Raw genomic sequence first — 12,890 nt, 5'->3', positions numbered from 1 at the left:
TCGTCTGGAAAGCAAACCCGGACGACATCATCGCAGCTCGAAACCGTGGGTTCCAAACGTTGGAGTCAAACCACTAGAATCTCTTACCCAGCTTACTCAAGCGCCTATGAATTGCGATCATATCCAAACGATACTTGTAAATGTATTCATTGAGCGTACGATCACTCTTTCTCTGATTACACGGAGTGCAGATGTAGACCATGTTTTCATCGACTGATAAGCCTCCGCGAGCGACTGGATGAATGTGATCAGCGACACCTGCATCAGTGCCGAAAGATTTCCCGCAATACGGACATTCAGCACTCTTTTTTAGTTTGCGCTTGCGAATGGATGCCACTGCACGGGTTTTCCCCATTGCGGCTGTTCCGAGTTCTATCCGTTTCGCGTATGGAGCCAACTGTTTTTCGCGAGCCTGCCTTTCTGCAACTCGTTTCTTTTTCTGAGAATCCAGATTCCATTCATGCAATTGCTGCTGGTGCCGAATTTGTTCGATAACAGTCTTCGTCGCATCAAGCAGGTCGTTTAATAACGCTCGGCACTCATCGAGCTTAAGTTCGTTCCCTAACAATCGGGATCGTCGGGCGGCAAGGACGTCAAGTTCGGCATCAATAATTTTCACACGCTTGACGACCGAAGGCCTAAGGATTCCGAATAGCGAAGAAAGTACATAGCTCTTTCGATCATCCAAAAGCCTTTTCTTCTCGGAGATCAGCCGCGAAGCTGTCATATTACGCTTGGCTATCGATGCATCGACCTTTGGAATGAGCGCTATAAATTTCTGAATGTCTTCTTCTATTTCACGTGCAGCCGTCGACCGTCCACTCACAGTGGCGATCCTGACTTTAAAACTAGCGACGTAGGCCTGCTTGCTCTCGAACTTCATTTAATTCTACAGGCACCCCTTCAGGCTTGCAGCAATAGCTTCATCACCCTGTGGGGCGTATACATTCGCTCCCATGAGCAAACCGCTCGCCGTCGTGCTGGATACATTGAAACCGAAACTTCCCTTCGTGATTTCACGTCCGAATTTCTTATCGAGGATCAATGTCGCCAGAATTCGTTGGTTGGGATAAAGACGTAGACTGTCCATTTGGAATGTGAAATCCCCGCTCGATAAGGACAGGCTCCAAGTTCCTTCGGCCTGCGCGATCCAATCCTTAGTGAGCCCGCCAACCTGTTCTTTGGCATATAGATTGATCATCGGCTTCTGATCCCAGCAGAAGATTTCCACCTCATACACGCGTTCCAGACCTCTGGTATTTCTCGGATTCACTGCGGAAGCAACGATCTCACCATTTCTGGGCTTCAGCTCGAAATCCTTGAAGTCGGGCGAGGGGACGATGCCCAGCTCACCAAGCTCTCCAGACTTCGGAATAAACATTTTGTCTGGCGGCGTTATCGATAGCAGCTCGAACAGGCGAGGATCGGCTTCCATCTTACGGAGATAGATGGAAACAAGTGAGGATATCGATTGCGTGGACACCTGCACTTCGGCATTCGATCTGCCGCTGTCGTCACCAATTGAGAATTGATGGAAGCCAATTTTGGAGGTTTTTGGCACCTCGCGTTCAACGCCGCCCATGAATGCTAAAGCGCACGCCGAATAACATTCGCCGCCTGGTGGCGCCTCGGCCGACGAGGAGTAATCCCAGTCGCTCTGCATGGGCGGCTTTGGCGAATATTTCTGAACGACGGTCGCAACACCCTGCTTCCTGAAGAATTCATCGAGTTTCATGCCCTCGACAAGGCTGCCAACAGGGCTGTCGAGAGCGACCGTGAAGCGGAATGCGTCGTAAGTTTCTTTTTCCCAGACGGTGGCGAACTTGTCGGCATCACCAGCCTCAATCTCACCGCTGACGACAAAGACCATCGAGGCGTTGTGCCGAATTGTGCTGATCTCGATGGCTTGAGCAGATGAAATGCCTGCGGTCAGAACCGCGGAAAGTGCCAAAAGACGAGGTAGCATGCGACTTCCTCACGATTGATTGGCTTTGTTCGCAGAAGCAGCGACGAAATCACCAATCGACTTACTGAACAGGAATATCGCTATGAAGAATCCGCCAAATCCAAGCATTGCGGCTGGCAACTCGCCCACGCCCACGCCAGAACCTCGACCGTTCAAAAATACGATCAAGATTACAACCGCCCAGACAGCTACGAATGCAGCACGAAACACCAGTCGGCGAATTGCTGTTTTGAAATCCATAATTACCCCAAGTCCACATTAACTCAGCCGAGTGATGGTCCGACTGATTGGTACCTTAATGCCCCTGTCATCTTATGTATCATAGATGAGTTTCATTTTTCACTAAACTCTCCTGAGAGGCTGATTGTAAATACAAATCTAATTTTTGAGTACTGCATTGAAATGACCCATGCTCAATGTATCGACAGCATTACCAATTATCTGCGCGGTATTATGCTGAAAACGTCTGGGGGTCGGAATTGCAGTAGCTAATAATCCATTGGCCCAATGCGGTATGTAAATTTGGTAGACCAATTGTGCTATTCTGGTTTGCCTATTCTTCGACGAAACGAAAACATTTTATTGTTATGTCACTTGCTGTCGGTTCGATTTCTTTCATTTGTCCGAGAAGAAATGGCCGAGCTTCAGATTTCCATTTGTCAGATGTCGACATCGCGTTGATCTCGCGAAAGACGACCTGCAGAGAGGTGATCCATACAAGAGATATCCTGGTGTCAAAATCGGTATTAAGGAACTCACTATCCAGCTTTACGATATCGTTTGCTGTGACATAGCACGTCGTCCTCAGAAATTTTGGACAGTTTGTGCGCTCGAGAGTTTCAATAAATCGAGGCTTTATCATCGACATCATCTGAAATCTTCTAGTTCCATAATACATATTATGCGATTTTTGCTAAATTATTGATTTTCTTATATTTTTTATCTAGAACCTTGCCTTCGTTGCCATTTATGCGCCCGGGATTCTCCCATCACGGATAACTCCGTTATTATTTTGCATATATAATTACGAAGAATGGCGTCTCCACTGTGCACTCCCACCGCCGACGATGCCATCCCACATCTTGGTTTGGTGCCCACTATGAACCGCTACAACATCGCTGAACGACATACAATTGCGCGCTCGCGACCCCGCTCCGCTTGAAATTTATCCTGTCACGATGTATATACTCGTGTATATACAAAGGAGACCAATATGCCACAGCTCCGACACTCCGAACCTACACCATCCCGCGAAGCAAAACTCTTCCGTAACAATAAGAGTCAGGCGGTACGCATTCCAGCTGACTTCGAACTTCCCGGCGACCGGGTGATGATCCATCGCGATGGAGATCGACTTATCATAGAGCCGGTGCGTCGCCCGAACCTGTTGGAAGTGCTTGCTGGATTGGAACCACTTGGACCGGAAGATCAGTTCCCTGATATTGACGATACCCTGCTACCATTGAAAGAAATCGACCTGTGAGCGCCCTCTACATGCTCGACACCAACGTCGTGTCCGAGCTTGCACGAAACCCCAAGGGCGCTGTCGCCAGACGCATCGCCGAGGTTGGACCAGAAGCAGTTTGCGTCAGTATCATCACGGCAGCGGAGTTACGCTTTGGATGCGCCAAGAAAGGATCGCCGAAGCTGCTGGCGCACATCGAGGCCATTCTTGGAAGTATACAAGTGCTCGCACTTGATACGCCTGCCGATGCCGAATATGGGCGAATCCGAGCCGAATTAGAAGCCGTTGGCAAGCCCATCGGTCCGAATGACCTCCTCATCGCTGCCCATGCTTATGCGCTCGGGATGGTGTTAGTCACGGCCAATACCGGAGAATTCTCACGTATCCGTGCTCTGAGGGGCGAAAACTGGCTACGCGACTGAGCGGTGCTGTTGTTCGTTCAAAGAGAATCTGCCGCTGAAGGGGCAGATCACTAAAAACTGCATTTATGATCGGTAGATTGTCCCTTTGTCTGCTCATGCCTCGGATAAAGACTGGTTTTCCGCTGAGGTCTGCTATGAATGTGGCTGTCGAATCTATACAACAAGCGATGACATGACGACTGATGACGACCGACCCGCTCCACATTCTCAAAACCATTTATGGATATGATGCCTTCCGCGGGCGGCAAGTTGAAATCATATCGCACGCGATAGCAGGCAATAATGCATTCGTCCTGATGCCGACAGGCGGCGGCAAATCGCTATGCTATCAGATTCCCGCCCTTGTGCGGCCGGGCATGGGGTTAGTGATTTCACCGCTTCTGGCGCTGATGGCCGATCAGGTCTCCGCGCTCCGGCAGGCGGGTGTGAAAGCTGCAGCGCTTAATTCCGACCTTGCTGGCGATGACAGACTGGCCTTGTGGCGAGATATCCATGCCGGGGCGCTTGATCTGCTCTATGTCGCGCCTGAAACACTGCTCAGGCCGGATACGTTGCAACGCCTGAGCGATGTGCCTCTCTCGCTGATCGCTATTGACGAAGCACATTGCCTGTCGCAATGGGGGCATGATTTCAGGCCGTCCTATCGGCAGCTTGATGTGTTGATGGCGCAGTTTCCCAACACGCCACGCATGGCATTGACCGCAACCGCCGACGAGCCGACACGTGCCGAAATCCTGTCGCATCTGCAGATTGATGAGCGCGATGCCTTCATCGCCGGTTTCGACCGTCCCAATATTCGCTATGCGATCATGGAGAAGGACAATCCCCGCACGCAGTTGAAACGTTTTCTACAGGATCACCAAGGCGAAAGCGGCATCGTTTACTGTCTTTCGAAACGGAAGACAGAAGAAACGGCCGAATGGCTGCGCAGCCTGGGCTACGACGCCCTCTCCTATCACGGCGGTATGGAAAAGTCCGCGCGCGAGGCGAACCAGGCACGATTCCAGCACGACGAGGCGGTCATCATGGTGGCGACGATTGCCTTTGGGATGGGCATCGACAAGCCGGATGTTCGCTTCGTCGCCCATATCGATCTGCCGGGGAGCATCGAAGCCTATTATCAGGAGACAGGTCGTGCGGGACGTGACGGACTGCCAGCCGAGGCGATGATGCTCTACGGTTATGACGATATCGTCCTGCGCAGCCGCTTCATCGAGGAATCCGACGCGCCCGATCAGCGCAAGCGGATGGAGCGGCAGAAACTCGACATTCTCCTCGGGTTGGCCGAAACGGCGAACTGTCGCAGACAGGTGCTGCTTTCTTATTTCGGTGATCGATGCGAACCATGCGGCAATTGCGATACCTGCGCTGAACCACCAACCCTCTTCGATGGGACAATAGCCGCGCAGAAAATATTGTCCTGCATTCACAGAACCGGGGAGCGGTTCGGGCAATCCTATATTGTCGATGTCCTTCTTGGCGTCGACGATGAGCGCATCAGCCGCTTTGGCCACGACCGGATTTCGACTTTCGGAATCGGCCGCGAGCATGACAATCACACCTGGCGTGCGATCATACGGCAGTTGATCGCGCAGAGGTTAATCGATGTCGACTTTGCCGGGCACGGCGGTTTGTCGATCTCGGAAGCAGGTCGGCAGTTTTTGCGCACAAAGCATACGCTCATGTTGCGTGTCCCGCCGAAATCGAAGCCATCGCGTGATACTGTTTCGCGTGGAAAATCGGTAACATCCGCGCTGTCGGAGCGTGATGAGGCGCTGTTTCAGGCGCTACGCGAGAAGCGGCTCGAGATCGCGCGCACGCAAAATGTCCCACCTTATGTGATCTTCCACGATCGCACACTAATCGAGCTGTCCACTGCCAGGCCAGCCTCACGCGCCCAGATGGCCGATGTGCCCGGTGTCGGCGATACAAAGCTCGAACGCTATGGCCCGGCCTTTCTGGCCGTCATCAACGCACACGAATAAATCCGCCGCAACCTTTGGAATTCAACGATACCGACCTAAGAGTCTGTCAGCGCTACTCGGGATCGCCATGAGATTCCCTCGGGTTTGATTTTGTGTTTCTCGAGATCATGGCTGGATTCACATCATGGATAAATTCGTGATATCAGTTTTCTCATAACCGATCCCGACCGTTCATTCTTCTCCGGGTCAAATGCCACCGATCTTCTTTCACGGCCGTCTATCGTCAGTCAGACATTCACCCTCGGCTGCGATTTCTATCGCCCAACGCACCGCCTCCTCTGCGGCAAAGGTGGCGATTTCAGCTTCGTGCGCGGAACAAGGACGAATTCCGAAACCCCACACTGTGTACATCTCATTTTGAGCGAGCGTCGTGATACCTGGATCCACCACCTTTAGTGCGTATTTGGTTGCAGGTGGGGTCATGGGGGCGGCTCCATAGAAGCTCCCGCTCCTGCCTTCGAGTTGACCAACCTGGCAGCGCACGCCGTCGAATTCTTTGAGCGCCGGGGGCAAGTTACCAGCAAGGGCGATCGCATTAATTTTCGAAAAATGACCGTACAGCGAATAGCAGTATTCGGTATCCAGATCGAAAATGCGCAGCCGTGAGATCAACCGATCGACGCCTACATATTGCAAGATACAAAAATACGCACACCCGTCACAAACCGGAATGTCCGCTTCATCAAGCACCTGCGCGTTCTCGCCGAATATGTCCCATGGAATTTCTTTTAACATTTTATCATCTCTAACAAGCCAATAGATATAGTGTGAGACCAATCAGCCACCGGCGCAAACGGATCATGAACGCCGATGAAAATTTCTAACTGGACGCTGAACGGTATTATGTGACTGGATGAATACGACCGTTGCGACGAGCACAACTGGCAGGTTTGGAACGTTAAAGTTTGACAAACAGCCAAGAGCACAAAACCTGAGGCATTGAGCCGCTCGTCCAGATCGCACTCGAGGAAACCTGCCGTCACACCCGCCAGGTCTACGACAACCATGCTGAATGGCTGACCCGGATTTAAGCGGCCTGACAAATTGAAGCCGGCAACCCAAATAAGAAAACCAGGAGCACGTATGACGCGTGCTCCCGGTTTCATATTTCGATAGACTATGGGTTCCTAAATGGCCCCTTACGCGAGTGCCATTCTCATTTCGCCAATATATTCTCCACGCTCCCAGAAATGGCCCCATGCGGTGTTTTCGTAGTTGGCCCGGGGAAGTCTGTAGAGCGTCAACCGGACAGGGCCTTGCTTTCCAAGTGCGAGCAACCGCTCGCGATAGGTTGGGGCTGCGCGACGAGCGAATTCATTCGCGAAATCGAATTCGTACTCACCATGGATATCAACGCTATCGACAAAACATTGGTTCGTGTCATCAACAATCACCACACATCCATTAAGCGTGGAATAAGCGCGACAGGCTCGTCTGAAATCGTGCCAGACTGAACCTTGTCCTGATTGATTATAGCGTTTTTCGACGGTGGCCTCATCGGCAAGAAACGAAAAATGTCCCTCCTCAAAATCCTTGAGCATGCGCGCTGCAATGCCGTTGCTCGTTTTGTCGATACCGTAGTCTAAAGGCGAAGTTCCAATCATTGAAAAATCCTTTCTTGAAAATGATTGTCTGTCAGCTTCAAAAAGCGCTGACTTCAATAGTAAAGCATAATACTACAATAATATCAAATGCTTATGCTTTTGTAACTGGTCCAATGGTGCCCAAATGGCCCCAAAATGGCTTCATTTCGATGCGTTTTAATGCCTGTTTCATGACATAATGTCGCATGTTGGGGCGCGTCAGTGGCATCCGCAATCAAATCGCGGATTTTAATATCGGAAGGGTCGAAAGCGCTATTTATCCGGCCCACGTTAAAAATACCCCTTACCAAAACATCGGGTTCGATGGACCTCGGCTTAGATCTGGATAGCAGACACGACGTTTGCCCCTATCCGCCGACCACCATAATTCCTTCCCGCTCGGCGACCACACGGAAAAGCGACCTGGAGATCGGAATGCTACCGTATCACGGGCAAATCGATGGCAGCAGACACGAGAGGCGTTCATGTGATTGGCTTTGGCCCTCCTTTTGCTACAGGCTTCCTTATCGCCCGATGCCTGTTAGCTCCCTGTCAGTCAGAATCCTGTGCTCCGTACAGGCGGTTATTCCATGGCTATCACCCAGTCCCACCGAAAGCCGTTTCTGCCCTGCTCCCACCGGTACCCATAGGGGTTGCAGACAATGCGGCTTCGGCCGATCTGAACGTCAAAGGCATGATGTGTATGACCACAGATCCATATATCCGGGGCCTGTTCGGAATGCAGGATGTTATTGAAAGCCTCTGCGCCACAGGCAAACAGAAAATTTGCCTCTTGCCCCGCATAAGCCGGCGGCGTGCAATCGGGATGCGGCATGTGATGGGTCAATACCACAGTGGAGCCGTCAAATGGTTTTGCCAGCTTTTTTCGAATGTAAGCTGCATCTGAACGATGTAGCTCCAGCATATCCTCCGGCGTGAATCGTTTGCCGTCCTGCATGGAGATTGCATGAAAATCATTGAGCATCTGGCGCGCCATCCACATCCGCTGCGGCAAATCAGACTTCGCGGGGAGTTTCATCAGGAAATCGACCCATAGGCTTGCGCCAATGAAGCGCGTATTGTCGATAATCACCTCATCCGCATCAAGACAATAAAACTGTTGCGGCCATTGCAGAGAAAGCGCCTCGATTGCCTTGATGGTCTGCCTGTCGCTTTCAAGCGAACGGTCCCGGTCGTTCATCATCCACTTGTTCTGATAAAATTCGTGATTTCCGGGGACATAGATAATAGGCTTCTCGTAGCGCCTGATCAGGAATTCTAGCGTCAAATGGAGATCTGGCGCCGCATTGAGATCGCCGGCAATCATGATCAGATCACAGTCCGGCGCTTGTTCACGTGGTGGATAAACGACTTCCTGCAGTTCATTATGCACATCAGACCAGATCCAGAGTTTCATGCCGTTCCCTCTCTATTCCTATTGGTAATCTCGAAGCCGTTTTCGTGTCTGGTTCTCCATGACAGGTCGCCGCGTTTCTGACAGACATGGCGAAGCTTCCACGCCGGCTGTCCTGCCGATTGATGTGCGTAGCCTGATCAGTTTCATTCTTTCTCATTGCCCGATGTCTTTTTGGCCAAGCCGGTAAAAGCGGCTGAATGTGCGGGCATAGTTCCGGTCGAGATCCAGAAGCCAGAGCTCGGACGTGATGCCATGCGGTACGATTTGTCCGAGCCGAGGATGTTCGAATAATACGCCTTCCAGACACGTTGCCCGCCGTGCACTCAGCTTCCAGCTTGTGATCGCTGGTGAATTTGTCAGTAACTGTTCGTCTGGATAATCACCCTCCAATATCCGCTGCAGATCATCGACCAGAGCTTTCAGCATCCTGATTTCAAGCTCGAGCTGCTCGCGATTGTAGTTTCCATTTTTGATTGTAACTGTCATGCCGTGTTCCTGATGAATGAACAAAATGATGGACCGTTCGGGCGCGCAATGACGCGTCCGGGGGTGTTTCCTGAATTTCCATGCATTTGATTGTTATTGAGAGCAAAGCTGAGCCGTTCAGCGTGACACAGGCATCCACCCCGAATATCTGGGCAGAAGATTCTCCGCTACCTTATCTATTGCCTTTGCTCCCATCGGTTGGTCTTTAGCTCGCCATTGAGAATGGCAGATACCCCTGTTCGTCTGCATCGCAGTGAACGTCCGCTCTACTGCATAACGGATAAGTCCGTGACACGTAGTTTCACAAGCTTCGCACGACGCATCGACTGATCGGCCCCTGTCTGCTCAGCGCAACACGTTATCCGGCGTCAAAATCTGAATCTCCGGCCCAGACTTGCTGTCGAGTGCTTCAAACGCCATCTGCGCGATCTCTTCATCAATCAGCCGCGCTTGCTCCTCTTCGGTTTTCGCGAATGTGTCGCCAAGCCATATGATGAGTTCTTCTCTGAGAGCCTCTTGCACGCCCAACACTTTTTCCGCGATCTCCGGGATCCCCAGTAGCCCATCGAGATCGGATAGCGCCCAGATCCCCTCCTCGGGTAGGCTTTCACTAAGCAATGGGTCGATCAGCACGAATTCGTAGTGATCGATATCAATGCCATAATACTGTTGCGCCAGCCGCTCCCACAATGCTGAGGCGGTCGATGCTTCAATGCGCCATTGATCCAGAGCCCCCTTATGGCCGCTGATGCCATAAATCAGACTGAGCACACGGAGGCATTTGCGCTCCTGTTCATAGGACACCAATTCGAATGTGTAAGGGTCTGTCGGAAGTTCCGAGGCGCTTCGGTCTGTGTCGTTTTCGTCTGCGAGGGATTTCGATGTGACAGACTCGATCACGTCATTGAAAGTATCACGCGTGAGTGGCATAGAACGAGATGAGCGGAAATCTCTTTGAACCTTTACCGCCGCTTTTGCTACAGCTTCTTCAATAAGGCCGATGATTTTTTCGCCGGTGTTCCATAAGGCACAACGGAATATCTGCTCTGACAAAGCTCGTTTCCGGCTACTTCTGTCATGAGCACGGTCAATCAAATGAAAACATAACGACAGGTGTAGCGCTGCGTTTAATTCACGCTTGTAGCTTCGCTGCGGGAATTTGTGTTCAATGAGATCAATGTAGCCAATTACGGTTTCTGCAAACATGATTTCTCCATCTCCAAAGCGACTGTTGGTCGCCGGAGTCAAACGGGTGTGAAGGTAGGTTGCCATTGCGAGTGGCCACAGATTTTGAAGACAGCGAAGATCTTAGCGTTGCGCGCGAACGCACACGACCAGACTGACAGAATGGGAAATTGGGAGTTCGTGCCTTAAAGAGCACCGAACGCGTCAGAAGCGGAAATTATCTCCGCTGCGGAGCCGCTATGTCGACATGGAATTCTGATAGTGGATCTTTTAATCCGCCACGAATATCGATAAGAGTTGTCATAAGCTTGGCTCCTGTGTTGGCAGGCTAAGTCAGTCTCCATTCAGGTGTTACCAGCACCGGGATGGAGGCGCCTGATCAATCAGGCAAGGCGACTATTGCAGGATCTGAATTGCGCTGCAAGGATCCGGAACGAAAAAAGATCCCAATTAAGCATTTTTATCTAAGTCCCGGATATAACCGGCTTTTTGGGCTTCACTAAAACAGTGATAAAACGTAGTGGCCATAGGTTTTTTGCTTTGTATTGAGTTTTTGAGGAAGCCTAAATGTGGAGCTTGAAGTTATCCACAGGATGGGCTTCAGCAGCGAAATGTCCTGCATATTTTTCATGGATAGCGGTGACGTTACCACCGACGATCCTGAGCAATCCCGTTGTTTCTCTTCTTAAGCCTCGACGATCGTCCGCCTCCGTTAACCTTGAGAAATCCGATTCATGTGCAAACAGCGTTTCATGAAGTAATGGGGGGACAACAGACAAAAAGCACAAACTACGTTTGTAAAATTTTCAGGTTGAAATCAAAACGGTATGGTTTGGAAAACGATCCTCAATGTTCGGTGTCGTCAAGAACCCCGCCGGGCCTCAGATGCATCTTGCGACGGAAATCCCAGCCGCTTTTTGTGTATCTGACAATCAGGTCATCAATGACTTCTAATGAAGCATCTTTATCGAAGCCCTGATCCGTCAGCGCATCAAGAAGCATATCAATCAGCTTCTCCGTCCCGTCCTGATTGCCAGACTTCACCGCTTTGACGATCATAAAATGCAGCAGCACTCGTGCTATGTCGTCACGCGTCGGTTTGCGCTGTACCCTCAAACGATCGCGATAGTCCTTCTGCCGTTCGCGCTGCTTGCGCAAACGTTCCGACTGCTGCCTGCTCGATGTCATGGCTACTCCAGATCACGTACCAATAATCAAAGCTTGAGCTCGAAAACCGTCGGCGCAAAGCATTTTTTCACCATCCCACGCCTGCCCGCAAACGGCGTTTACCGCTGAATCGGAGATCCCGGATCTGGCAACACATGTCCGGAACTCTGTAACGCAAATCTCGAGTTGAGAATCCAGTTACTGCAAATCGGAAAAAAATCTACGTGACTTGCCCACAATCTGGATTGATGTGTCTGCACGTCATTTTGCCAGCCTCACAATTCCAGATGTAGTGCGGGAAAATCATTGCAATCCATGTCGCTCGCAGGGCTGGCCACCGCAGACGCCGTTCGCATCGCCACGATTGATTTGTTGCTGGAACAAGGTCGCTGCTTCTGCAGCTATTCTTCAGCCGCGGCAAGCAATGGCACTCTTTACAACAGATGCGACAACAAAAACTCGCTTACGATTCTTCGATTATAAGGCCACGGACCAGATCAGAGCAGGTTGCGAACCTTGAACATTGCCATGCGGAAATGGCGGGCCTCGACAGAAGAACAACCGGACAAGCAGCCGGGCCTGGAGTCCCTCCGACTACGGCATCGGAACTAATCGCCAAGGGCGTTCGGTAAAGAGGGCAGTGTCTGCTGCGCTACGAATGGCTGGGCACGCAATCACATCGCCGTTCATAAAAACATGGTGGAGCCACTATCCCACCCCGTATCGCAGTTTGTTTGAATCAGGGCTTGCCTACCCTATCTTTTGATGGTGTCATTCTACATACGATGACGTGTTACTCATCGGGCCTATATTATTTAAAAGGATTATTGCATGCAGATTTATAGCGGGGACCTGGTCGCCATGGCCACACTTCTCAAAAAATACATAACGGATTCGGCCAATACAGAACCGGGTTGGGGAGTGGCAACCACTCTCCTGTCTCATGGCAAGTTCTGGCGCGTATCGGCACAGTCCGAAAATGCCCGTTTCTCAATCCCTAAGGCCTGCTTTGCGAATGCGCAGGCCGAAGTGATTTCGCCTCGCAACCATCGCCAGAAGCAGTTCAGCTATGTCGAAGGCTATGCTTGCGATCTCGAATTGCCGATCCCGCTGCACCATGCCTGGCTCGTCAACAGTGAAGGTGAGGTTTTCGATCCAACCTGGTCGGACGCGGAGCAATGCGTCTATTTTGGAATGAAGTTTAAGACCTCTTA

13 protein-coding genes are annotated in these 12,890 nt (G+C 51.1%); 4 read left to right on the top strand and 9 right to left on the bottom strand.

All coding sequences use genetic code 11. The features are described from left to right. Positions 1-73: 73 nt before the first annotated feature. The 3 genes from JNC70_RS22315 to JNC70_RS22305 are packed head-to-tail and all read right to left on the bottom strand — an operon-like array spanning position 74 to position 2,206. Complete coding sequence (locus tag JNC70_RS22315; protein WP_374789019.1) at positions 74-883, bottom strand: HNH endonuclease; 810 nt, start codon at positions 881-883, stop codon at positions 74-76. A 6-nt stretch (positions 884-889) separates the two neighbouring features. Then, positions 890-1,966: a COG3904 family protein gene (locus JNC70_RS22310; protein ID WP_374789018.1), complete on the bottom strand. Its 1,077-nt coding sequence runs from the start codon at positions 1,964-1,966 to the stop codon at positions 890-892. Positions 1,967-1,975: 9 nt separating this feature from the next. Further along, the gene (locus tag JNC70_RS22305; RefSeq protein WP_374789017.1) at positions 1,976-2,206 is read right to left on the bottom strand and encodes a hypothetical protein; all 231 of its coding nucleotides are present in this window, start codon (positions 2,204-2,206) and stop codon (positions 1,976-1,978) included. Positions 2,207-3,179: 973 nt separating this feature from the next. Here JNC70_RS22305 and JNC70_RS22300 point away from each other — a divergent pair. The 3 genes from JNC70_RS22300 to recQ all read left to right on the top strand — a co-directional run bounded on the left by JNC70_RS22300 (position 3,180) and on the right by recQ (position 5,838). After that, positions 3,180-3,449, top strand: a complete 270-nt coding sequence (locus JNC70_RS22300) for an AbrB/MazE/SpoVT family DNA-binding domain-containing protein (RefSeq protein WP_024899201.1) — start codon at positions 3,180-3,182, stop codon at positions 3,447-3,449. Then, the gene (locus JNC70_RS22295; protein ID WP_374789016.1) at positions 3,446-3,853 is read left to right on the top strand and encodes a type II toxin-antitoxin system VapC family toxin; all 408 of its coding nucleotides are present in this window, start codon (positions 3,446-3,448) and stop codon (positions 3,851-3,853) included. Before JNC70_RS22300 ends, JNC70_RS22295 begins: the two co-directional genes overlap by 4 nt. Positions 3,854-4,035: 182 nt before the next feature. Continuing rightward, positions 4,036-5,838 (top strand): DNA helicase RecQ, encoded by a 1,803-nt coding sequence (gene recQ, locus JNC70_RS22290; protein WP_374789015.1) that lies wholly within the window; start codon positions 4,036-4,038, stop codon positions 5,836-5,838. 207 nt (positions 5,839-6,045) lie between these two features. Here the strand turns inward: recQ and JNC70_RS22285 are convergent, their stop codons facing one another. The 6 genes from JNC70_RS22285 to JNC70_RS22260 form a co-directional block, all read right to left on the bottom strand. After that, positions 6,046-6,573, bottom strand: a complete 528-nt coding sequence (locus JNC70_RS22285; protein ID WP_112593124.1) for a hypothetical protein — start codon at positions 6,571-6,573, stop codon at positions 6,046-6,048. 404 nt (positions 6,574-6,977) lie between these two features. Further along, positions 6,978-7,442 (bottom strand): hypothetical protein, encoded by a 465-nt coding sequence (locus JNC70_RS22280; RefSeq protein WP_112593126.1) that lies wholly within the window; start codon positions 7,440-7,442, stop codon positions 6,978-6,980. A 562-nt stretch (positions 7,443-8,004) separates the two neighbouring features. Next, entirely contained in the window at positions 8,005-8,838 is an 834-nt protein-coding gene (locus JNC70_RS22275) for a metallophosphoesterase (protein ID WP_151664428.1), read from the bottom strand. Positions 8,839-8,991: 153 nt separating this feature from the next. Beyond that, positions 8,992-9,324, bottom strand: coding sequence for a hypothetical protein (locus JNC70_RS22270; RefSeq protein ID WP_112593129.1), 333 nt, complete (start codon positions 9,322-9,324; stop codon positions 8,992-8,994). A 345-nt stretch (positions 9,325-9,669) separates the two neighbouring features. Continuing rightward, on the bottom strand, positions 9,670-10,530 hold the full coding sequence (locus tag JNC70_RS22265; protein ID WP_112593131.1) for a hypothetical protein: 861 nt from the start codon (positions 10,528-10,530) through the stop codon (positions 9,670-9,672). An 825-nt stretch (positions 10,531-11,355) separates the two neighbouring features. Then, on the bottom strand, positions 11,356-11,697 hold the full coding sequence (locus JNC70_RS22260; RefSeq protein ID WP_112593132.1) for a hypothetical protein: 342 nt from the start codon (positions 11,695-11,697) through the stop codon (positions 11,356-11,358). Between the two features lie 810 nt (positions 11,698-12,507). On the opposite strand from JNC70_RS22260, the gene JNC70_RS22255 reads away from it, so the two are divergent. Next, positions 12,508-12,890 (top strand): hypothetical protein (locus tag JNC70_RS22255; protein WP_374789014.1); only part of this gene is annotated, 383 nt, incomplete at its 3' end.

It is taken from the genome of Brucella oryzae, from assembly GCF_041929965.1.
Lineage (GTDB): Bacteria > Pseudomonadota > Alphaproteobacteria > Rhizobiales > Rhizobiaceae > Brucella > Brucella oryzae.
This window is presented reverse-complemented; position numbering and strand designations above follow the sequence as displayed.

What these genes read in the sequence shown, in the direction of transcription:
- JNC70_RS22315 (WP_374789019.1), bottom strand. Translation starts at nt 883, where the DNA reads ATGAAGTTCGAGAGCAAGCAGGCCTACGTCGCTAGTTTTAAAGTCAGG.
- JNC70_RS22310 (WP_374789018.1), bottom strand. Translation starts at nt 1,966, where the DNA reads ATGCTACCTCGTCTTTTGGCACTTTCCGCGGTTCTGACCGCAGGCATT.
- JNC70_RS22305 (WP_374789017.1), bottom strand. Translation starts at nt 2,206, where the DNA reads ATGGATTTCAAAACAGCAATTCGCCGACTGGTGTTTCGTGCTGCATTC.
- JNC70_RS22300 (WP_024899201.1), top strand. Translation starts at nt 3,180, where the DNA reads ATGCCACAGCTCCGACACTCCGAACCTACACCATCCCGCGAAGCAAAA.
- recQ (WP_374789015.1), top strand. Translation starts at nt 4,036, where the DNA reads ATGACGACCGACCCGCTCCACATTCTCAAAACCATTTATGGATATGAT.
- JNC70_RS22285 (WP_112593124.1), bottom strand. Translation starts at nt 6,573, where the DNA reads ATGTTAAAAGAAATTCCATGGGACATATTCGGCGAGAACGCGCAGGTG.
- JNC70_RS22280 (WP_112593126.1), bottom strand. Translation starts at nt 7,442, where the DNA reads ATGATTGGAACTTCGCCTTTAGACTACGGTATCGACAAAACGAGCAAC.
- JNC70_RS22275 (WP_151664428.1), bottom strand. Translation starts at nt 8,838, where the DNA reads ATGAAACTCTGGATCTGGTCTGATGTGCATAATGAACTGCAGGAAGTC.
- JNC70_RS22270 (WP_112593129.1), bottom strand. Translation starts at nt 9,324, where the DNA reads ATGACAGTTACAATCAAAAATGGAAACTACAATCGCGAGCAGCTCGAG.
- JNC70_RS22265 (WP_112593131.1), bottom strand. Translation starts at nt 10,530, where the DNA reads ATGTTTGCAGAAACCGTAATTGGCTACATTGATCTCATTGAACACAAA.
- JNC70_RS22260 (WP_112593132.1), bottom strand. Translation starts at nt 11,697, where the DNA reads ATGACATCGAGCAGGCAGCAGTCGGAACGTTTGCGCAAGCAGCGCGAA.